This is a genomic window from Paenibacillus sp. FSL R5-0475, assembly GCF_038004585.1.
Classification (GTDB): domain Bacteria; phylum Bacillota; class Bacilli; order Paenibacillales; family Paenibacillaceae; genus Paenibacillus_AQ.
This window is the reverse complement of sequence record NZ_JBBORK010000001.1, coordinates 4,828,683-4,850,724: the sequence shown is the minus strand read 5'-3', so window position 1 is coordinate 4,850,724 and position 22,042 is coordinate 4,828,683. Positions and strand designations below refer to the sequence as shown.

Below are 22,042 nucleotides of genomic sequence, written 5' to 3'. Positions count from 1 at the left end.
TCATTCGTGACCCGCAAGTATGTGGGAGGAATTTCCGCTAACACCACAAAGGAGGAACATTTTCATGGCTAAACATGGTAAGAAATACCAAGAAGCTGCTAAGCTGATCAACAGCGAAGCAACTTACGAGCCTTCAGAAGCTGTAGAGCTTGTGAAAAAGGCAGCGACTGCAAAATTCGACGAAACCGTTGAAGCAGCAGTTCGTCTGGGTGTAGACCCGCGTAAACAAGACCAAGCAGTTCGTGGTGTTGTTGTCCTGCCTCACGGCACTGGTAAAACACAACGCGTGCTTGTATTTGCAAAAGGTGAAAAAGCGAAAGAGGCAGAAGCTGCTGGCGCGGATTTTGTTGGTGATCAAGACATGATCAACAAAATTCAACAAGGCTGGTTTGAATTTGATGTCTGCGTAGCTACACCTGATATGATGAGTGAAGTCGGTAAACTGGGTCGTCTGCTTGGTGGTAAAGGTCTTATGCCTAACCCTAAAGCTGGCACAGTTACATTCGATGTTTCCAAGGCTGTGCAAGAAATCAAAGCCGGTAAAATCGAATATCGTCTTGACAAAGCAGGTCAAATTCATGCGCCAATCGGCAAAGTGTCCTTTGATGCTGCACAATTGAACGATAACCTTAAAGCTCTTATCGACGCTTTGAACCGTGCGAAACCAGCTGCTGCTAAAGGTGTATACCTTAAAGGCATCTCGATTTCTTCCACAATGGGTCCTAGCGCTCGTGTGAACACAACCGTCTTCAGATAAATAAGGGTTGACTCTTTGGGTCAATTTTGATAATCTATAACAGTTGTGAAACTTAAGGTATCAATCTTAACCTTGAATATGCTTACCGTAGACAGTAGGTGCCTTAGTGCTTAATTCCCTACCGAGGTGTTGTGATAGAAACAAGAAGTAACGAGCTCGCTCGTATAACTTTCGTTTTATCAAGCCTTCGTGATTCTGCGGAGGCTTTTCTAATGCCTGCGTAGGAGCGGTGATGCTTTCCTTGGAAAGGACGCCGACACATAAATTTTCAGGAGGTGTATACATTGGCAAATGCAAAAGTAATTCAAGCAAAACAGGATGCGGTTGACGTTGTTACTGCGAAACTGCAAAACAGTCTTTCGACTGTTGTAGCGGACTATCGTGGATTGAACGTTTCCCAAGTGACTGAACTGCGTAAGCAACTTCGTGAAGCTGGCGTTGAGTTTCAAGTCCTGAAGAACACATTGCTACGTCGCGCAACTGCTGCGGCTGAGTTGACTGAATTGGATGAAGTTTTGACTGGTCCAACAGCTATCGCATTCAGCACAACTGATGCAGTAGCTCCAGCTAAAATTTTGAACGATTTCGCCAAGAAAAACGACGCTTTGAAATTGAAAGGCGGCGTAGTAGAAGGACGTGTCATCGACGCGGACCAATTGAAAGCACTGGCTGAGCTTCCATCCCGCGATGGTTTGCTGTCCATGCTGCTTAGCGTACTTCAAGCTCCAATGCGCAACTTCGCGCTTGCAGTTAAAGCTGTTGCTGAAAAAGAAGAACAAAGCGCGTAAGCCTTTGGCTCTTACAGCATAAATCAATACCACAAACAAATTTAAATTATAAATGGAGGTTCAATCATGAGTAAAGAAGCAATCTTGGAAGCAATTAAAGGCATGAGCGTATTGGAACTGAACGACCTGGTTAAAGCAATTGAAGAAGAATTCGGCGTAACAGCAGCAGCTCCAGTAGCAGCTGGCGGTGCGGTAGCAGCAGTAGCTGAAGAGCAATCCGAATTTGACGTAATTTTGACAGGCGCTGGCGCTTCCAAAATCAACGTTATCAAAATCGTTCGCGAAATCACAGGCCTTGGCTTGAAAGAAGCTAAAGACCTTGTAGACAACGCACCAAAAGCAATCAAAGAAAAAGTAAGCAAAGACGAAGCCGAAGCTACTAAAGCAAAATTGGAAGAAGCAGGCGCAGCTGTAGAAGTGAAGTAATTCCTTCTATACTGAAAACCCCTTGAACTTGTTCAAGGGGTTTATTTTATAAAAATATAAGAAAGTATAAGTTTCACATTATACTTTATCTTTATATTTCTCGCTTGAACGCTTACCGTCCTTATAAGGACATCAGAGGCGTTTATGCTTGATAGAGTTAGTAGGGTTGTGTGAATACAAACTATTAACATAAAGGAAAGGGAGGATAGAGATGTCGCAACATTATTATTCGCAGCAACCGGAAGTGCGTCATGACAGACGTACCATCGACACCGTTCTAAGAGGCAAAAGCTTTCGTTTCACAAGTGATGCGGGTGTGTTCTCTAAAGGAGACATCGATTACGGTAGTCGAGTTCTCATTGAAGCTATGGATATTCCGGACGGTTCAGCAGTGCTTGATGTGGGTTGCGGATATGGACCGATAGGCATAAGTGCAGCATACCTAGCCCCCAAAGGGCAAGTTACGATGATTGATATTAATAGTCGTGCGGTAGAACTTGCGCGTGAAAATGCCCAGCACAATGGAATCCGGAATGTTACGGTAATGGAAAGCGATGTGCTCGGCGCATTGAATGAACAACAAAAGTTCGATGTGATTCTTACCAATCCTCCGATACGTGCAGGAAAAGCTGTAGTGCATCAGATTTTTGAAGAAGCTTATGAGCATTTAAATGAGGGTGGATTTCTGTGGATTGTCATTCAGAAGAAGCAGGGCGCTCCATCAGCGGTAGCTAAACTTGAAAGCTTGTTCTCAAATGTAGAAGAAGTGGGCAAAGATAAAGGTTATCGTATTATTAAAGCTCAAAAATAAAAATCAATAGGTTATTGACATGTGATAGTGATAATGGTATTATTATAAAATGTCAGTATTAAGATAGGCTCCATGTCTTTAGTTTGCTGAAAATGTCAAGCGATATATTGTCGCCGGCTAGCGCAAGCCGTACGGCAAGTTTTTTGCGAATTGGTTCTCTATGCTCTGGCGTAGCGAGTGTTACGCGGTAATAGATAATAGCGCATAAACTGTTGCTTGGTGACGTATAATATGTACGTTTTGGGCAAATCTACTGGATAAGGAGTATTTTGGTCATGGATAAGTGCGCTCTTTTTTCGAAGATTTCGATAAGGGCTTTTCTTTTATTTATGACTGAATCCTTGTAGTATGGTTCCATTATACGGTTCCAAACAAGGGTTCGCAATCAATTTTTAAGTGAGTAGACATGAGGGGTGAGTAAAGTTGGCAGGACATCTTGTTCAGTATGGTCGACGCACTCGGCGGAGCTATGCGAGAATTAACGAGGTACTCGAGGTCCCGAACCTGATCGAGATCCAACAAAAATCTTATGATTGGTTTTTGGAGGAAGGATTGCGGGAAATGTTTCAGGACATCTCGCCGATCCAGGATTTCACAGGTAATTTGGTACTAGAGTTCATTGATTACAGCCTGGGTGAACCAAAATATACGGTTGACGACGCTAAAGAGCGGGACGTGACGTATGCGGCTCCTCTGCGTGTAAAGGTGCGGCTCATTAATAAGGAGACCGGTGAGGTCAAAGAGCAGGAAGTGTTCATGGGAGATTTCCCGCTGATGACGGAGACCGGCACTTTTATTATTAACGGTGCGGAACGGGTTATTGTCAGCCAGTTGGTTCGCTCTCCAAGCGTCTATTTCAGCACAAAAGTGGATAAGAACGGCAAAAAAACCTACACCGCCACAGTAATCCCGAACCGCGGAGCCTGGTTGGAACTTGAGACCGACGCTAAGGATATTATGTATGTTCGTATCGATCGGACTCGTAAAATTCCTGTTACCGTGCTTTTGCGTGCTCTCGGTTTCGGTAGTGATGCCGAAATTCTGGAATTGCTTGGCAATGATGAATATATTCGCAATACGCTGGATAAAGACAACACGGACTCCACGGAGAAGGCGCTTATTGAAATTTATGAGCGTTTGCGTCCGGGCGAACCGCCGACACTAGACAATGCCAAAAGTTTGCTGGTCGCGCGTTTCTTTGATCCAAAACGCTACGACCTAGCTAATGTAGGCCGTTACAAAATCAATAAAAAGCTACACATTAAGAACCGTCTTTTCAATCAACGTCTTGCTCAGCCTTTGGTTGACGAAGCTACAGGGGAAATCCTGGCTGAGTCTGGTCAAATGGTCGATCGCAGACTGCTTGATGAATTGATTCCTTACTTCGAAAAGAATGTTGCCTTTAAGAACTACCGTGTTACTGGTGGAGTTATGGACAGCGAAGATATTCCTCTTCAAACGATTGACGTATTCTCGCCAATTGAAGAAGGTCGGGTTATTAAGCTGATCGCTAACGGCAACATCGACAAGTCTGTTAAGCACATTACTCAAGCTGATATTATATCCTCGATCAGCTACTTTATTAATTTGCTTCACGGAATTGGTAATACCGATGATATCGACCATCTGGGTAACCGTCGTCTGCGTTCTGTGGGTGAACTTCTGCAGAATCAGTTCCGTATCGGTTTGTCCCGTATGGAGCGCGTTGTGCGTGAAAGAATGTCGATTCAGGATGCTAATGCAATTACGCCTCAAGCTCTGATCAATATTCGTCCGGTTATCGCGTCCATTAAAGAGTTCTTCGGTAGCTCCCAGCTGTCTCAGTTTATGGACCAGACGAACCCACTTGCGGAACTTACGCATAAACGTCGTCTGTCTGCACTCGGACCTGGTGGTTTGACACGTGAACGCGCGGGCTTTGAAGTTCGTGACGTCCATCACAGTCACTACGGCCGGATGTGTCCAATTGAAACACCGGAAGGTCCGAACATTGGATTGATCAACTCCTTGTCCACCTTTGCTCGTATCAACGAATACGGCTTTATCGAAGCTCCGTATCGTTGGGTAGATCCAAAGACAGGTAAGGTAACTGAACAAATCGATTATCTGACTGCTGATGAGGAAGATAATTATGTAGTTGCTCAGGCTAACGTATTGATCGATGAAGATGGCTCCTTTAAGGAAGACATGGTAATCGTTCGTTACAATAAAGACTCTGACAACATTACAACAATGCCAAGTAATCGTGTAGATTACATGGACGTTTCGCCTAAACAGGTCGTATCCGTCGCTACGGCGCTCATTCCGTTCCTTGAGAACGATGACTCCAACCGCGCTCTGATGGGATCTAACATGCAGCGTCAAGCCGTTCCACTTCTAATTCCTAAAGCTCCGCTCGTCGGAACAGGGATGGAACATAAATCCGCTAAGGATTCTGGCGTATGTGTTGTTTCTAAATATGACGGTATTATCGAACGCTCTTCAGCTAATGAAATTTGGCTGCGCCGGGTTGAAACTGTCGAAGGCAAAGAAGTTAAAGGCGATATCGTTAAATATAAATTACACAAATTTATGCGTTCTAACCAAGGTACCTGTATTAACCAACGTCCTCTAGCTAAAAGAGGGGATATTGTTAAGAAGGGTGACATCCTGGCGGACGGTCCTTCTACAGAAATGGGCGAACTTGCTCTTGGTCGTAACGTAGTCGTTGCGTTCATGACTTGGGAAGGTTACAACTACGAGGATGCGATCCTGTTAAGTGAAAAGCTAGTTAAGGAAGATGTATACACTTCGATTCATATCGAGGAATACGAATCCGAAGCTCGTGACACTAAACTGGGACCTGAAGAAATCACACGTGATATTCCAAACGTGGGCGAAGAAGCTCTGCGCAATCTTGATGAGCGTGGAATTATCCGCATCGGTGCGGAAATCAGTGCTGGTGACATTCTAGTTGGTAAGGTTACTCCTAAGGGTGTAACTGAATTGACTGCAGAAGAGCGTCTCCTACACGCTATCTTTGGTGAGAAGGCTCGTGAAGTACGGGATACCTCTTTACGTGTTCCTCACGGTAGTGATGGTATTATCGTTGACGTTAAAGTATTTACACGTGAGAACGGCGATGAGCTGCCTCCTGGCGTAAATCAATTGGTTCGTGTGTACATCGCTCAGAAACGTAAGATTTCTGAAGGTGACAAAATGGCCGGACGTCACGGTAACAAGGGTGTCGTTGCTCGTATCCTGCCAGAAGAAGATATGCCGTTTCTTCCGGACGGTACGCCGGTACAGGTTGTTCTTAACCCTCTAGGCGTTCCTTCTCGTATGAACATCGGACAGGTGCTTGAGGTCCATATTGGTATGGCCGCATTGCGTCTGGGAATTCACATTGCAACGCCGGTATTCGACGGAGCACGTGAGTACGACGTATTTGATACGATGGAAGAAGCTGGCATGCAGCGTAATGGTAAGACTGTATTGTACGATGGTCGTACAGGTGAACGCTTCGAACGTGAAGTTACTGTCGGCGTCATGCATATGATCAAACTGGCGCACATGGTTGATGATAAGATTCACGCCCGTTCAACAGGACCTTACTCACTAGTTACGCAACAGCCACTGGGTGGTAAAGCTCAGTTTGGTGGACAGCGTTTCGGGGAGATGGAAGTGTGGGCGCTTGAAGCTTACGGTGCTGCATATACATTGCAAGAAATTTTGACTGTAAAATCCGATGACGTGGTTGGTCGCGTGAAGACGTACGAATCCATTGTCAAAGGTGAAAATGTACCGGAACCAGGTGTTCCTGAGTCGTTCAAGGTATTGATCAAAGAACTGCAGTCCCTGGGTATGGATGTTAAGATTCTTAGTGGTGACGAGCAGGAAATTGAAATGAGAGAATTGGACGATGAGGACGAGACGTCAGGCGACAAGCTGAGCCTCAATTTAGAAGGCGCAGAAGTCGGAGTAGAATAATCACGTTGGAGCTTTTGAGTTCCATTTTATAAAGGACCGCGCCCTCTTTTGATGTAACAGTCAGAGGAGGGCAAAGCGGTACTAAATCAGGATTAGGTTAAGGAGGGTTGCTCCTTGTTGGACGTTAACAATTTTGAATTTATGAAAATCGGACTCGCTTCTCCGGAGAAGATTCGTTCATGGTCCCGCGGAGAAGTTAAGAAACCGGAAACCATTAACTATCGAACATTGAAACCGGAAAAAGAGGGTCTTTTCTGTGAGCGTATCTTTGGACCTCAAAAAGACTGGGAATGTCATTGCGGTAAATACAAACGTGTCCGTTATAAGGGCGTAGTCTGCGACCGTTGTGGCGTTGAAGTTACTCGTGCTAAAGTTCGTCGTGAACGTATGGGTCACATTGAATTGGCTGCTCCGGTATCTCATATCTGGTACTTCAAAGGTATCCCAAGCCGTATGGGTTTGGCACTAGATATGTCTCCAAGATCACTTGAAGAGATTATCTACTTCGCTTCGTATGTTGTAACTGATCCAGGTGAAACACCGCTGGAAAAGAAACAACTTCTATCCGAGAAAGAATATCGTAGCTACCGTGAAAAATACGGTTACGGATTCCAAGCGGGCATGGGTGCTGAAGCTGTTAAGAAGCTTCTTCAAGACATCGACATCGAAAAAGAGCTGGAATTCCTCAAAGAAGAACTGCGTACGGCCCAAGGCCAACGTCGTAACCGGGCGATTAAACGTCTGGAAGTCATTGAAGCATTCCGTAACTCAGGCAACAAACCTGATTGGATGATCATGGATGTTCTTCCGGTTATTCCTCCGGAGCTTCGTCCGATGGTTCAATTGGATGGTGGCCGTTTTGCTACGTCTGATTTGAACGATCTTTATCGTCGTGTTATTAACCGGAACAACCGTCTGAAAAGACTGTTGGATCTTGGTGCGCCTGACATTATCGTGCAGAACGAGAAACGGATGCTACAGGAAGCTGTCGATGCTCTCATCGATAACGGCCGTAGAGGACGTCCGGTAACGGGTCCTGGTAACCGTCCATTGAAATCTCTCAGCCACATGCTGAAAGGTAAACAAGGACGTTTCCGTCAGAACTTGCTCGGTAAACGGGTTGACTACTCTGGTCGTTCCGTTATCGTTGTAGGACCGTACCTCAAGATGTATCAGTGCGGACTTCCTAAGAAAATGGCGCTAGAATTGTTCAAGCCTTTTGTCATGAAGGAATTGGTTAATAAGGGCCTAGCCCACAACATAAAGAGCGCAAAACGTAAAGTTGAGCGTGTAAGTCCTGAAGTATGGGATGTACTTGAAGAAGTAATCAGAGAGCACCCAGTACTTCTAAACCGCGCACCAACACTTCACCGTCTCGGTATCCAAGCTTTTGAACCGATTTTGGTGGAAGGTCATGCTATTCGTCTTCACCCACTCGTATGTACGGCTTATAACGCCGACTTTGACGGTGACCAAATGGCGGTGCACGTTCCTCTGTCAGCAGAAGCTCAAGCGGAAGCACGTATTCTCATGCTTGCATCCGGTAATATCTTGAACCCTAAAGACGGAAAACCGGTTGTAACACCTTCCCAGGATATGGTCCTTGGTACTTTCTACCTGACCATGGACAATAAGGAAGAAAAAGGATCAGGTATGATTCTGCGTACCGTAAATGAAGCTGTATCAGCTTACCAGCGCGGAACTGCAGGTCTTCATGCTCGTGTAGCTATTCCAGTTAAAGCACTGGGTAAGACTTGCTTTACGGAAAAACAACAAGGCGCAATGTTGATTACTACGATCGGTAAGATTATCTTTAATGAAATTTACCCAAGTAGTTTCCCTTATATCAATGAAGCGACTAAGACTAACTTGCTGCATGGCACGCCAGAGAAATACTTTATCTATGAAAAGGGCGCAGATATTCGCGAGCTGATTGAATCCGCTCCTGAAGCCAGCGCTGTAGGTAAAGAATACCTGGGTCTGATTATCGCACGTTGTTTTGAAACTTATCATACAACCAAAACCTCTATGATTTTGGATAAAATTAAACAACTCGGCTTTACTTACTCCACACGTTCCGGTGTTACCGTTGCTGTGTCGGATGTTATCGTGCCTGAGGAGAAAGTTACGATCCTGAAAGAGTCCGAAGCTAAGGTAGATGTGGTTGCTAACCAATATCGCCGTGGTCTGATCACTAATGACGAACGGTACGACCGCGTTATTGAGATCTGGTCGAAGACGAAGGATGATCTTACGAACATCCTGCTTAAATCGATGGACCGTTTCAACTCAATCATGCTCATGGTTGACTCCAAAGCGCGGGGTAACAAATCGCAGATCACTCAGCTGGGTGGTATGCGTGGTCTGATGGCAACACCTTCGGGTCGGATTTTCGAATTGCCAATTAAAGCGAACTTCCGTGAAGGTCTTACGGTCTTGGAGTACTTTATCTCCACTCACGGAGCGCGTAAAGGTCTTGCCGATACCGCACTTCGTACTGCTGACTCCGGTTACTTGACTCGTCGTCTCGTTGACGTAGCTCAGGACGTTATCGTCCGTGAGGAAGATTGTGGAACGGATAAAGGATTTACAGTTAGTCGTATTCAGGATGGTAAAGAGGTTATTGAGGATCTGTATGACCGTATTGAAGGTCGTTACTGCTTCGAGACTGTTCGTCATCCGGAAACAGGCGAAATCATTGTTCACCGCAACGATTTGATTGACTCCGATAAAGCGGAAGCAATCGTAGACGCTGGTGTAACTAAGCTACAAATCCGCTCTGTACTAAGCTGCCGTGCTCGTCATGGTGTTTGTAAGAAATGTTACGGTCGTAACTTGGCAACTGGTAAACACGTTGAGATCGGTGAAGCGGTTGGTATTATCGCTGCACAATCTATCGGTGAACCAGGAACCCAGCTTACAATGCGTACGTTCCATACCGGCGGTGTTGCCGGTGATGACATCACGCAAGGTTTGCCGCGTATTCAAGAGTTGTTTGAAGCCCGTAACCCTAAAGGTCAGGCTACAATCAGTGAGATCGATGGTGTAATCAAGGAAATCCGTGAAACTAAGGATCGTCGTGAAATCGAGGTTCAAGGTGAAGCAGAATCCAAGACTTATTCCATTACTTATGGATCACGTCTACGTGTCAGCGAAGGCCAAGAAATTGAAGCCGGCGATGAGTTGACAGACGGTTCGATTGACCCTAAAGAAATGCTGCGAATCAAAGGGATCCGTGGGGTACAAAACTACATTCTGCAAGAAGTTCAGCGTGTATATCGTAACCAGGGCGTTGAGATCAATGATAAGCACATTGAAGTTATGATCAAACAAATGCTTCGGAAGATCCGTATCATTGATGCAGGTGACACAAGTCTGTTACCAGGCGCGTTTGCGGATATTCATGAATATGAAGCTGCTAATAAGGAAGCCATCTTGTCAGGTAAAGAGCCTGCAGTTGCTAAACCGGTCTTACTCGGTATTACCAAGGCATCTCTTGAGACAGATTCCTTCTTATCCGCTGCATCTTTCCAAGAAACTACTCGTGTCTTAACAGACGCTGCTATCAAAGGCAAAGTAGATAAGTTGCTTGGACTCAAAGAAAATGTTATTATCGGTAAGTTGATTCCTGCAGGTACTGGTATGAATCGTTACCGTAATGTTAAGCTAAGTGATCCAAATGCAGAAAGCGCGCTTGAATCTTTAGAGCCGGTTCCTGCTGAATAAATTAGCAAACATGGTAGTGAACTCGTGTCATACCTAATCATAGGTGTGACACGAATATCTGCTGTGTATAATATTCATAAAAATTATTGCTGAATTTCTTGACACCATCTATTGATAATGCTAAAATGTCTAAGGTGCGTGAGTAGCCATGTTATCCTTGTTCATTGGAGGTAATGATTGTGACTGATGATAGAGGACTACAGGATGCTCAGGTCAAGATCGGTACCAAACAAACCGTCAAGGCGGTAGAGTTGGGCCAAGCTGCAGAAGTCTATGTGGCAGAGGACGGAGATCAAAGGCTTACTTCCAGGATAGTTATGCTTTGTAACAAACAAGGTGTTAAGATCACATACGTGGATACGATGCTGAATTTGGGCAAGGCCTGCGGAATAGAAGTTGGCGCTGCGATGGCAGCCGTCTTAAAACAATAGCTACGGAAATGTTTTTGTACTGGGGTGAACTCCAGCGGCAAGAACTTTTCATTTGTCTTTTTATGAACCGCCTGGGTCTGTGGGCTTAGAGTTCTTAAATCGGCTATCATTTCAGGAAGGGGGTGGCAACAACATGCCAACAATTAACCAATTGGTTCGTAAAGGCCGTCAAGCCAAAATCGAAAAATCTAAATCTCCCGCTCTTCAAAAAGGGTATAACGCCCTCAAGCGTGAGGCTACAAATTTGAGCGCTCCGCAAAAACGCGGTGTGTGCACTCGTGTTGGTACTATGACTCCACGTAAACCAAACTCAGCGCTTCGTAAATATGCCCGTGTTCGTTTGACGAACCGTCTCGAGGTAACAGCTTATATCCCGGGTATCGGACATAACTTACAAGAGCACAGTGTTGTATTACTTCGCGGAGGTAAAGTAAAGGACCTTGCAGGGGTTCGTTACCATATCGTTCGTGGTGCATTGGATACAGCAGGTGTAGCTAACCGGATGCAAGCTCGTTCTAAATACGGTGCTAAACGTCCTAAAGCTAAGAAATAAGAAAAAATTCTAGAATAATAAACATTTAAGAAAGGGGGATATCCATGCCACGCAAAGGTCCAGTTACTAAGAGAGACGTATTGCCAGATCCGTTGTATAATAGCAAGTTGGTTACTCGTTTGATTAACCGCATTATGCTGGGTGGTAAAAGAGGTGTCGCTCAAAGCATTCTGTACAATTCATTCAAATTGATTGAAGAACGTACGGGTAAAGATCCGATGGAAGTTTTCGAAGCTGCCATCAAGAATATCATGCCGGTTTTGGAAGTCAAAGCTCGTCGTGTCGGTGGTGCTAACTATCAAGTACCTATCGAGGTTAAACCAGAGAGACGTACTGCTCTGGGATTACGTTGGCTCGTAAACTACTCTCGCAACCGCGGTGAGAAGACGATGGAAGAGCGTTTGGCGGCTGAGATCATCGACGCTTCCAACAACACAGGCGCTTCTGTTAAGAAACGCGAAGATACACACAAAATGGCTGAAGCAAACAAAGCGTTCGCTCACTACCGTTGGTAGGATTAAGGTCATTCAAATAACTTATATTTTGAAGGGAGATCCATTTCATGGCTAGAGAGTTCTCCTTAAAAAATACACGTAATATCGGGATCATGGCGCATATTGATGCTGGTAAAACAACTACCACAGAGCGGATTCTTTTCTATACAGGCCGTACGCACAAAATCGGTGAAGTTCACGAGGGTGCTGCTACAATGGACTGGATGGAGCAAGAACAAGAGCGCGGAATCACGATTACGTCCGCTGCTACGACTGCTGCGTGGAAAGGTCACCGCATCAATATCATTGATACCCCAGGACACGTTGACTTCACTGTTGAAGTTGAACGTTCCCTGCGTGTATTGGATGGGGCAGTAGGTGTATTTAGTGCAAAAGAGGGCGTTGAGCCTCAGTCTGAAACCGTATGGAGACAGGCTGACCGTTATAACGTTCCACGTATTGCATATGTGAACAAAATGGACATTATCGGTGCGGATTTCCTTAACGTAATCGAAACTATGCGTGATCGCCTTCAAGCCAATGCAGTTGCTATTCAATTGCCAATTGGTGCAGAAAGTGATTTCACTGGTATTATCGACCTTGTTGAGCAAAAAGCACACATGTTCAGAGATGATCTAGGCCAAAACATCGAAGTAACGGATATTCCGGAAGAATATTTGGCCAAAGTTGAGGAGCTGCGTCTCGAGTTGATCGAGAAAGTTGCTGAACTTGATGAAGATCTGACTATGAAGTACCTGGAAGGCGAAGAAATTACAGTTCCGGAAATTAAAGCTGCACTGCGCAAAGGCGTAGTTGAAGTTAAATTGTTCCCTGTAATTGTTGGATCCTCCTACCGTAACAAAGGGATTCAGCTTATGCTGGATGCTGTTGTTGATTACTTGCCATCTCCTCTTGACGTTCCAGCTATCACTGGACATCTTGATGATGGAACTGAAGCAGTTCGTCATTCTTCGGATGAAGAACCGTTTGCAGCTTTGGCATTTAAAATCATGACTGACCCTTATGTAGGTAAACTTACGTTCTTCCGTGTATACTCTGGTATTCTAGAGTCCGGATCTTACGTAGTTAATGCTACTAAGAACAAGCGTGAACGTATTGGTCGTATCCTTCAAATGCATGCTAACAGCCGTCAAGAGATTTCCATCGTGTATTCTGGCGACATCGCTGCAGCAGTTGGTTTGAAAGACACCAGTACAGGTGATACACTGTGTGATGAGAAGCATCCAGTAATTCTGGAATCAATGAACTTCCCTGATCCAGTTATCGAAATCGCTGTTGAACCAAAAACAAAAGCTGACCAAGATAAATTGGGCGTTGCTCTCGGTAAGTTGACTGAAGAGGATCCAACTCTTCGTGCTCATACTGATGAAGAAACAGGCCAAACTATCCTGGCTGGTATGGGTGAACTTCACTTGGACATCATCATCGACCGTATGCGTCGTGAGTTCAAAGTAGAAACCAATGTGGGTAAACCACAGGTTGCTTACCGCGAAACGTTCAAGGCACCTGCTCGCGTCGAAGGTAAATTTGTACGCCAATCTGGTGGTCGTGGTCAATACGGTCACGTGTGGGTTGAATTTGAACCCCTCGAGCCAGGTACTGGTAGCAAATTCGAAAGTAAAGTTGTCGGTGGCTCGGTTCCTAGAGAGTACATCGCTCCTGCACTTGCGGGTATCGAAGAACAAATGAAAAACGGCGTACTTGCAGGCTTCCCGCTTGTAGACGTTAAAGCTACCATCGTTGATGGTTCTTACCATGATGTCGATTCCAACGAAATGGCATTTAAAATTGCCGGCTCGATGGCGCTTAAAGCAGCTAAAGACAAGTGTAAACCTGTCCTGCTTGAGCCAATCATGAAAGTAGAAGTAACTGTTCCTGAGGAATATATGGGTGATGTTATGGGTATGCTGAACTCCCGCCGTGGCCGTATCGAAGGTATGGATTCCCGTGGTGGAGCGCAAATTATCCGTGCTAAGGTGCCTCTTTCCGAAATGTTCGGATACTCTACAACTCTTCGTTCTGGTACTCAAGGACGTGGCGTATTCTCAATGGAGCTTTCTCACTATGAAGAAGTTCCTAAATCCATTGCGGAAGAGATCGCTGCTAAGAACAAAGGCGGAGAATAATTACTAGTTTTAACTTGCCGTCCGAGTATAATTACTCAGTCATCTAAGATAAACATATATGCGGGCGGCTCAAATATAAGGAACCCCACATTAAGGAGGAACTGTTCAAATGGCAAAGGCAAAGTTTGAACGTAACAAACCGCACGTTAACATCGGTACTATTGGTCACGTCGACCATGGTAAAACGACTCTGACTGCTGCAATCACTACTGTATTGTCCAAAACTTACGGTGGCGCAGCTATCGCATTCGATCAAATCGACAAAGCTCCTGAAGAGCGCGAACGTGGTATCACAATCTCCACTTCCCACGTTGAATATGAAACTCCTAACCGTCACTACGCTCACGTAGACTGCCCTGGTCACGCCGACTATGTTAAAAACATGATCACTGGCGCAGCGCAAATGGACGGAGCTATCCTGGTTGTATCCGCAGCTGATGGTCCTATGCCACAAACTCGCGAGCACATCCTGTTGTCCCGTCAAGTAGGTGTTCCATACATCGTTGTTTTCTTGAACAAATGCGACATGGTTGAAGACGAAGAGTTGTTGGAATTGGTTGAAATGGAAGTTCGTGACTTGCTGAGCGAGTATGACTTCCCAGGCGACGACACTCCAATCATTCGTGGTTCTGCTCGTGAAGCTCTTCAAAACCCAGAAGGCGAATATGCTAAGAAGATTGTTGAAATGTTCGAAACAATCGACGAGTACATTCCACTTCCAGAGCGTCAAACTGACAAACCATTCTTGATGCCTGTCGAAGATGTATTCTCCATCACTGGCCGCGGTACTGTGGCAACTGGTCGCGTAGAACGCGGAACAGTTAAAGTCGGAGAAGAAATCGAAATCGTTGGTATTCACGAAGAAACTAAGAAATCCGTAGTTACGGGCGTAGAAATGTTCCGTAAATTGCTGGATTCCGCTCAAGCGGGCGACAACATCGGAGCTTTGCTTCGTGGTGTAGACCGTACTATGATCGAGCGTGGCCAAGTATTGGCTAAACCGAACTCTGTTAAACCACACACTGAGTTCACTGCTCAAATCTACGTTTTGACTAAAGAAGAAGGCGGACGTCACAAACCATTCTTCACTGGTTACCGTCCACAGTTCTACTTCCGTACAACTGACGTAACTGGCATTATCAACTTGCCAGAAGGTACTGAAATGGTTATGCCTGGTGACAACATCACTGTAACTGTTGCTTTGATCTCCCCTATCGCTATTGAAGAAGGTACTAAATTCTCCATTCGCGAAGGTGGACGTACAGTTGGAGCAGGTAGCGTAGCTTCCATCCAAAAATAAATTCGTTTCTATCTGCGGGTAGACTCTGAATCATAGTGCCCCGGATTCTTCTTGCGGAGAATCCGGGGCTTTTTGTTATTTTATAGGATAAACCATTCTAAATTCGACAATATACGATAAAATAAGTATGAAATTTCGAATAATTCTACAAAATTCAACAAAATTCAACGATAAATTGTTTACAATTTTAATAATCATAGAGTAAAATGAAAGGAAGGTAATATTGTAAAAAAATAGTAATTGAGGGGAGAGTGATAACATGGGAAAATGTCCTTTTTCATTCATGCATGCTATAACATCACGTAATAATAACGAGGATTCTCACACCCCTAATTTGATAGAACATAAACACCAGACTAAGCGTACTGAAGATTTTTTTCATACTCTTGAGGGTTATGACGAACTCAATGAGCAAATGAGAATGATTGATCTATCTGAATCAGATTTGAACTTATTACGTAGGGTGAAGCCTAGCGTTGAAAAAAATATAGACTATATCATTGATCAATTTTATAATTCGGTATTAGGTGTGGATAAACTCGAAGCCATTATATTGGAGCATAGTAGTATCGAGAGGTTGAAAACAACACTCCGCGAGCATATCATTGAAATTTTTGATGGCAAAGTTGATGAAGAATACATAGCAAAGCGAATGAAGATTGCTAATATTCATAAAAGAGTAGGACTTGAGCCTAAATGGTACTTATCTGCTTTTCAAAATCTTCAGAACGTTTTTATACAAGTTATCTATAATGAGACACATGATGACAATACGCGTCTACATGTAGTTAAGACCGTAACTAAGCTGCTTAACCTTGAACAACAACTTGTCCTAGAGGAATACGAGAAGGAGAACGTCAAAGAGAAGGAACAGCAATACCTTTTGGTTAAAAATGAATTAAAGCAGAAAATTGCTGAATTCAGCAGCGAATTAATAGATTTTAGTATCGATACAAATGCCGCTGTGAAGCAGCTAGTAGCCAGTAGCAATGAAGTGAGTAGAACATTCCAACGTACAGCTACATCCGCTGTAGAGTCGCAGGGGTTGGCTACAGATGGACATGAGCATTTGGATAGCTTAACAGGACAGATTAATCTTATTTATCAAAGTACTAGTGAAATGGAACATTCAGTCTACGAATTAAGCAATTCCTCTAAACAAATTCAAAAAATCGTAAACTCAGTTAAAGATATTGCAGATCAAACTAAAATTCTTTCACTTAATGCAACGATAGAAGCCGCTAGAGCCGGAGTGCATGGTAGAGGGTTTAGTGTAGTTGCTCAAGAAGTTAGTCGGTTGGCAGAGGATACGAAGAATACTGTAATTCAGATCGTAGAGCTGACTTATAAATCGGGAAGTCTCACACAACAGGTCGTTGAGGAGATACGTAAGGTACAAGAGCTAACCAAAAGTGGGAGATATCAATCCGTTGAGACTAGTCTTTTGTTTTCCGAAATTGTAGAGGCGATGAGGAGTAGCACACAAGAGATTGTTATAGTAGAAGAAGAAATAAAAACATTGATTCAGACAATAGAGGGAATTGGGTCAGCAACAGCACAGACTGCGGAGTCAGCTGAGATTTTTAAGTCTGCCACTGCGAATCTTTAACCTATATAATAGTAATAAAGCAACGCATGAAAAAAATATGCGTTGTTTTGTTATTTTAGCTTGCAATACTGCTGCCTATTATATATAATAATAAATGTTGTTCTGAGACGTTGCGATGATGTGAGAGGTTACTGACACACCCGGCCCCTTTGCCATGAGGTCGACGTCAGAAAATTTTCACGGAGTATGTCCGATAATAAATTGGGCGATAGAAGGAGGGACTAAAATGGCAAAGCAAAAAATTCGTATTCGCTTGAAAGCATACGACCACAGAATTCTTGATCAATCCGCAGAGAAAATCGTTGAAACTGCAAAACGTTCGGGTGCTGGTGTATCTGGACCGATTCCGTTGCCAACTGAGAAGCAAATCATTACTATTCTCCGTGCGGTACACAAGTACAAGGATTCCCGTGAACAGTTTGAACAACGGACTCACAAACGTTTGATCGATATTGTGAACCCAACACCACAAACTGTGGATGCCTTGATGCGCTTGGATCTACCGTCCGGTGTAGATATCGAAATCAAATTGTAATTCTATTTTTAGCAACTTAGGAAAAGAAAAGAGGTGTCAACATTGAAAGGTATCTTAGGAAAAAAACTCGGTATGACTCAAGTGTTTACTCCAGAAGGTAACGTAATTCCTGTTACTGTTATCGAAGCAGGCCCTTGTGTAGTACTGCAAAAGAAAGACCTGAATATCGACGGATATGAAGCAGTGCAATTGGGCTTTTCTGATAAAAAAGAAAGTCGCTCCAATAAGCCTGAACAAGGTCACGCCAAAAAGGCAAATGCAACACCTAAGCGCTACGTTCGTGAAATTCGCGGTGTTGACCTCGGGTCTCTCGAGGTTGGACAAGAACTGAAGGCTGATATTTTTGCTGAGGGCGAATTTGTTGACGTAACTGGCACATCTAAAGGTAAAGGTTTCCAAGGTAATATCAAACGTTGGGGACAAAGCCGCGGACCAATGGCACACGGATCGCGTTACCACAGAAGACCGGGTTCCATGGGTTCTATCCAAGCTAACCGTGTTCCGAAGGGCAAACGCCTCCCAGGACATATGGGTCACACGACTATCACGGTTCAAAAGCTTGAAATCATCAAGGTTGACGTTGAACGTAACGTGTTGCTGGTTAAAGGCGCTATCCCAGGTCCTAAAAACAGCTTCGTGAAAGTTAAACAAACCGTTAAGAAATAATTACCTAAGAAAGGAGGAACATGAAATGCCAAAAGTAACACTTTTTAATATTAGTGGCAACGAAGTTGGTGAAGTAGAACTGAGCGATACAGTATTCGGTATTGAACCGAATGAGCACGTTCTACACGAAGCTGCGCTTATGCAAAGAGCTTCCCTTCGTCGTGGTACACACAAAGTAAAAGGACGTTCTGAAGTTCGTGGCGGTGGACGTAAGCCTTGGAAACAAAAAGGTACAGGTCGCGCTCGTCAAGGATCCATTCGTTCTCCACAATGGAAAGGCGGCGGCGTTGTCTTCGGACCAACACCACGTAGCTATTCCTGGAAATTGCCTAAGAAGGTTCGTCGTTTGGCGATCAAATCCGCTTTGTCCTCGAAAGTACTCGAGAATGACATTATCGTATTGGATAGCTTGACAATGAATGCTCCGAAGACGAAAGAATTCGCAGCAATCTTGAACAACCTGAAAGTGGAACGCAAAGCTTTGATCGTAGCTACTAGCTATGATGATAACGTAGCACTTTCCGCTCGTAACATCCCTGGGGTGAAATTCGTAGCGGCTGACGGCATTAATGTTCTTGACGTACTGACGTACGACAAACTGATCATCACTAAAGAAGCAGTTCTGAAGGTAGAGGAGGTGTTCGCGTAATGAAAGATCCTCGTGATATTATCAAACGTCCGGTGATTACGGAACGTACTTCCGACTACATGAGCGAAATGAAATACGCTTTTGAAGTGGATATCCGTGCTAACAAAACCGAAATCAAAAAAGCTGTCGAGGCTATTTTCAAAGTAAAAGTAACTAATGTGAACACAATGCGCGTGCCTGGCAAACTGAAACGTTATGGTAAATATTCTGGTTACACTCCAGAGTGGAAAAAAGCCATCGTTAAGCTTAGCCCGGACAGCAAACCGCTTGAATTTTTTGAAGCGGTAGAATAATACTCTTAAAGTAAGGAGGAAACTATAGTGCCAATCAAAAAGTACAAACCGACCTCTCCGGCAAGACGTCATATGTCTGTGTCTACGTTTGAAGAAATCACAACAAACCAGCCAGAGAAATCGTTGCTTTCTCCGCTGTTCAAACATGCGGGACGCAACAACCAAGGTAAAATTACGGTTCGTCACCATGGCGGCGGACACAAACGTAAATACCGTATTATCGACTTCAAACGGACTAAAGACGGCATACCAGGTAGCGTTGCTACAATCGAGTATGACCCGAACCGTACATCTAATATTGCTTTGATCCACTATGCTGATGGAGAGAAACGTTATATCATCGCTCCTAAAGGCCTAAAAGTTGGAGATAAAGTAGAGTCCGGCCCAACAGCCGACATCAAAATTGGTAACAGTCTTGCACTGGAGAACATCCCAGTGGGTACAGTTATCCACAACATTGAGTTGAAACCAGGTAAAGGCGGACAATTGGTTCGTGCTGCTGGTACAGAAGCTCAATTGCTTGGTAAAGAAGAAAAGTACTGTTCCGTTCGTTTGTCATCCGGTGAGGTTCGTAAGATCCTTAGCGTATGCCGTGCAACTATCGGTTCCGTAGGTAACGAAGATCATGAATTGATCAAAATCGGTAAAGCTGGACGTAGTCGCTGGCTGGGCCGTCGCCCTGAAGTACGCGGTGTAGTAATGAACCCGAACGATCACCCACACGGTGGTGGTGAAGGCCGCGCTCCAATCGGACGTAAATCGCCTATGTCTCCATGGGGTAAACCAACCCTTGGTTACAAAACGCGTAAGAAAAACAAGGCATCTGATAAATATATCGTTCGCCGCCGCACAAAATAAGACGCTTCTGGCAAGTTAATAAAGCGCGAAGCGTCGATTCGCGGTTTGAAGAACCGGATGAAGGGAGGATTCACACATGGGTCGCAGTTTAAAGAAGGGGCCGTTTATCGATGGCTACCTGCTTAAAAAAGTTGAGGAACTGAACGAGGCTGAAAAAAAGGTTGTAGTTAAAACTTGGTCCCGTCGCTCAACCATTTTCCCTCAGTTTATCGGACATACGTTTGGTGTATATGACGGCCGTAAACACGTGCCTGTATACGTAACGGAAGATATGGTAGGTCACAAGTTGGGCGAGTTCGCGCCAACACGTACTTACAAAGGCCACGCGGGTGACGATAAGAAAACAAGAAGATAATAATAAGGTCTCTGTTTGAAAGGAGGTTAAACAATGGAAGCAAAAGCACATGCAAGATCGGTGCGGATTTCCGCTCGTAAAGCGAAACTGGTTGTTGACTTGATTCGTGGTAAGCAAGTGGGGGAAGCAATTGCTATTCTTCGCCACACTCCGAAATCCGCTTCTCCGGTCGTTGAGAAGTTGCTTAATTCGGCAATTGCGAATGCTGAGCATAACTATTCTTTGGACGTGAACAGTTTGTTCGTTAGCGAGGTTTTCGTTAACCAAGGACCTACTATGAAACGTTTCCGTCCGCGCGCCATGGGCCGCGCAAGTCGGATCAATAAACGCACGAGCCACATTACACTGGTGGTATCTGAGAAATAAGGAGGGATAACACGTGGGTCAAAAGGTAAATCCAATCGGACTCCGGATCGGGATCATTCGCGATTGGGAATCTAAATGGTATGCAGGAAAAGATTTCGGTACTCTTCTGATGGAAGACGTCAAAATCCGGGAATACCTTAAAGGTAAGTTGAAGGATTCCGCTGTTTCCCATATCGAGATCGAAAGAGCGGCTAACCGCGTGAACGTTACAATTCACACTGCTAAACCAGGTATGGTTATTGGTAAGGGCGGAGCAGAAGTAGAAGTACTTCGCAGCGCAGTTACAGCAATCGCTGGTGGCAAAAAAGTACACATCAACATCAATGAAATCAAGCACCCTGAATTGGATGCAATTCTTGTAGCTGAGAGCATTGCTCAACAATTGGAACGTCGTGTATCGTTCCGTCGTGCACTCAAACAAGCGATTCAAAGAACAATGCGTTCTGGCGCAAAAGGGATTAAAACTCAAGTAGGCGGACGTCTTGGCGGAGCTGAGATTGCTCGTTCAGAAGGTTATAGCGAAGGAACAGTTCCACTTCATACGCTTCGTGCCGATATCGATTACGGAACGGCTGAAGCACATACAACTTACGGTCTTATCGGCGTAAAAGTATGGATCTACCGTGGAGAAGTTCTTCCCCCAGCTAAGAAACAAGCTGCTCAGGAAGGAGGCAACTAATCATGTTGGTACCAAAACGCGTAAAACACCGCAAGCAACAACGCGGACACATGAAGGGTATGGCAAAGGGTGGTACTGAATTGAACTTCGGCGAATTCGGCCTGGTTGCAATGGAACCATCTTGGATCACTAACCGTCAGATCGAAGCTGCTCGTATCGCAATGACACGTTATATCAAACGTGGCGGTCAAGTTTGGATCAAGATTTTCCCGGATAAGCCTATTACTCAAAAGCCTCTCGAGGTTCGTATGGGTAGTGGTAAAGGTAACGTTGAGAAATGGGTAGCCGTAGTTAAACCGGGCAAGATTATGTTCGAACTCGGAGGCGTGTCGGAAGAAATCGCTCGTGAAGCGATGCGTCTTGCCGCTCACAAGCTGCCTGTTAAGACTAAGTTTGTGAAACGTGAAGAATTGGGTGGTGAAGCAAATGAAAGCTAATGAACTTCGCAACTTAACCACTGCTGAGATTGAACAAAAGATCGCTGGATTCAAAGAGGAACTTTTTAATCTCCGTTTCCAATTGGCAACTGGCCAACTGGACAACCCGACTCGGATTCGTGACGTGCGTAAGGAAATAGCTCGTGCTAAAACCGTAATCCATCAAAGAGTGCTTGGGATTAGTTAAGTGAGA

At 44.6% G+C, this 22,042-nt stretch carries 22 protein-coding genes and 1 other annotated feature; all 22 genes read left to right on the top strand.

The window, feature by feature from the left end:
* The first annotated feature begins 64 nt into the window (after positions 1–64).
* The 22 genes from rplA (at position 65) to rpmC (ending at position 22,036) form a co-directional block, all read left to right on the top strand.
* On the top strand, positions 65–757 hold the full coding sequence (gene rplA, locus MKX41_RS21855; RefSeq protein WP_036680504.1) for a 50S ribosomal protein L1: 693 nt from the start codon (positions 65–67) through the stop codon (positions 755–757).
* Between the two features lie 67 nt (positions 758–824).
* Positions 825–977 (top strand) — a sequence feature (ribosomal protein L10 leader region).
* A 64-nt stretch (positions 978–1,041) separates the two neighbouring features.
* Positions 1,042–1,545 carry a 50S ribosomal protein L10 gene (gene rplJ, locus MKX41_RS21850; protein WP_042192187.1) on the top strand — a complete coding sequence of 168 codons (504 nt, stop codon included), beginning with the start codon at positions 1,042–1,044 and terminating at the stop codon, positions 1,543–1,545.
* A gap of 66 nt (positions 1,546–1,611) precedes the next feature.
* Positions 1,612–1,971: a 50S ribosomal protein L7/L12 gene (rplL, locus tag MKX41_RS21845; protein ID WP_036680508.1), complete on the top strand. Its 360-nt coding sequence runs from the start codon at positions 1,612–1,614 to the stop codon at positions 1,969–1,971.
* A 211-nt stretch (positions 1,972–2,182) separates the two neighbouring features.
* A complete protein-coding gene (locus MKX41_RS21840) occupies positions 2,183–2,782 on the top strand; it encodes a class I SAM-dependent methyltransferase (RefSeq protein ID WP_042192184.1) in 600 nt (199 codons plus the stop codon).
* Between the two features lie 423 nt (positions 2,783–3,205).
* Positions 3,206–6,751 carry a DNA-directed RNA polymerase subunit beta gene (rpoB, locus tag MKX41_RS21835; RefSeq protein WP_042131231.1) on the top strand — a complete coding sequence of 1,182 codons (3,546 nt, stop codon included), beginning with the start codon at positions 3,206–3,208 and terminating at the stop codon, positions 6,749–6,751.
* A 114-nt stretch (positions 6,752–6,865) separates the two neighbouring features.
* On the top strand, positions 6,866–10,477 hold the full coding sequence (rpoC, locus tag MKX41_RS21830; protein ID WP_042192182.1) for a DNA-directed RNA polymerase subunit beta': 3,612 nt from the start codon (positions 6,866–6,868) through the stop codon (positions 10,475–10,477).
* A 179-nt stretch (positions 10,478–10,656) separates the two neighbouring features.
* The gene (locus tag MKX41_RS21825; protein ID WP_042131229.1) at positions 10,657–10,908 is read left to right on the top strand and encodes a ribosomal L7Ae/L30e/S12e/Gadd45 family protein; all 252 of its coding nucleotides are present in this window, start codon (positions 10,657–10,659) and stop codon (positions 10,906–10,908) included.
* Between the two features lie 133 nt (positions 10,909–11,041).
* A complete protein-coding gene (rpsL, locus tag MKX41_RS21820; RefSeq protein WP_036680518.1) occupies positions 11,042–11,461 on the top strand; it encodes a 30S ribosomal protein S12 in 420 nt (139 codons plus the stop codon).
* A 44-nt stretch (positions 11,462–11,505) separates the two neighbouring features.
* The gene (gene rpsG / locus MKX41_RS21815; protein ID WP_036680520.1) at positions 11,506–11,976 is read left to right on the top strand and encodes a 30S ribosomal protein S7; all 471 of its coding nucleotides are present in this window, start codon (positions 11,506–11,508) and stop codon (positions 11,974–11,976) included.
* 47 nt (positions 11,977–12,023) lie between these two features.
* A complete protein-coding gene (gene fusA / locus MKX41_RS21810) occupies positions 12,024–14,102 on the top strand; it encodes an elongation factor G (RefSeq protein ID WP_042192180.1) in 2,079 nt (692 codons plus the stop codon).
* A gap of 109 nt (positions 14,103–14,211) precedes the next feature.
* Complete coding sequence (tuf, locus tag MKX41_RS21805) at positions 14,212–15,402, top strand: elongation factor Tu (RefSeq protein ID WP_042192178.1); 1,191 nt, start codon at positions 14,212–14,214, stop codon at positions 15,400–15,402.
* Between the two features lie 259 nt (positions 15,403–15,661).
* Positions 15,662–17,011 (top strand): globin-coupled sensor protein, encoded by a 1,350-nt coding sequence (locus tag MKX41_RS21800; RefSeq protein ID WP_340973043.1) that lies wholly within the window; start codon positions 15,662–15,664, stop codon positions 17,009–17,011.
* A gap of 226 nt (positions 17,012–17,237) precedes the next feature.
* The gene (gene rpsJ, locus MKX41_RS21795; RefSeq protein ID WP_017692074.1) at positions 17,238–17,546 is read left to right on the top strand and encodes a 30S ribosomal protein S10; all 309 of its coding nucleotides are present in this window, start codon (positions 17,238–17,240) and stop codon (positions 17,544–17,546) included.
* Positions 17,547–17,588: 42 nt separating this feature from the next.
* On the top strand, positions 17,589–18,212 hold the full coding sequence (gene rplC / locus MKX41_RS21790; protein ID WP_076286852.1) for a 50S ribosomal protein L3: 624 nt from the start codon (positions 17,589–17,591) through the stop codon (positions 18,210–18,212).
* Between the two features lie 25 nt (positions 18,213–18,237).
* The gene (rplD, locus tag MKX41_RS21785; protein WP_042192174.1) at positions 18,238–18,861 is read left to right on the top strand and encodes a 50S ribosomal protein L4; all 624 of its coding nucleotides are present in this window, start codon (positions 18,238–18,240) and stop codon (positions 18,859–18,861) included.
* Positions 18,861–19,154 carry a 50S ribosomal protein L23 gene (rplW, locus tag MKX41_RS21780; RefSeq protein ID WP_036680537.1) on the top strand — a complete coding sequence of 98 codons (294 nt, stop codon included), beginning with the start codon at positions 18,861–18,863 and terminating at the stop codon, positions 19,152–19,154. The genes rplD and rplW overlap by 1 nt, the downstream gene beginning before the upstream one ends.
* 27 nt (positions 19,155–19,181) lie before the next feature.
* On the top strand, positions 19,182–20,012 hold the full coding sequence (gene rplB / locus MKX41_RS21775) for a 50S ribosomal protein L2 (RefSeq protein WP_042192171.1): 831 nt from the start codon (positions 19,182–19,184) through the stop codon (positions 20,010–20,012).
* A 76-nt stretch (positions 20,013–20,088) separates the two neighbouring features.
* Positions 20,089–20,367 (top strand): 30S ribosomal protein S19, encoded by a 279-nt coding sequence (gene rpsS, locus MKX41_RS21770; protein WP_036652940.1) that lies wholly within the window; start codon positions 20,089–20,091, stop codon positions 20,365–20,367.
* A 33-nt stretch (positions 20,368–20,400) separates the two neighbouring features.
* Positions 20,401–20,733: a 50S ribosomal protein L22 gene (gene rplV / locus MKX41_RS21765; RefSeq protein WP_036680546.1), complete on the top strand. Its 333-nt coding sequence runs from the start codon at positions 20,401–20,403 to the stop codon at positions 20,731–20,733.
* 13 nt (positions 20,734–20,746) lie between these two features.
* Positions 20,747–21,412: a 30S ribosomal protein S3 gene (rpsC, locus tag MKX41_RS21760; RefSeq protein ID WP_042192169.1), complete on the top strand. Its 666-nt coding sequence runs from the start codon at positions 20,747–20,749 to the stop codon at positions 21,410–21,412.
* Positions 21,413–21,414: 2 nt separating this feature from the next.
* A complete protein-coding gene (rplP, locus tag MKX41_RS21755) occupies positions 21,415–21,849 on the top strand; it encodes a 50S ribosomal protein L16 (protein ID WP_042131224.1) in 435 nt (144 codons plus the stop codon).
* Positions 21,839–22,036, top strand: a complete 198-nt coding sequence (gene rpmC / locus MKX41_RS21750) for a 50S ribosomal protein L29 (RefSeq protein WP_019908232.1) — start codon at positions 21,839–21,841, stop codon at positions 22,034–22,036. Before rplP ends, rpmC begins: the two co-directional genes overlap by 11 nt.
* The last annotated feature ends 6 nt before the right edge of the window (positions 22,037–22,042 follow it).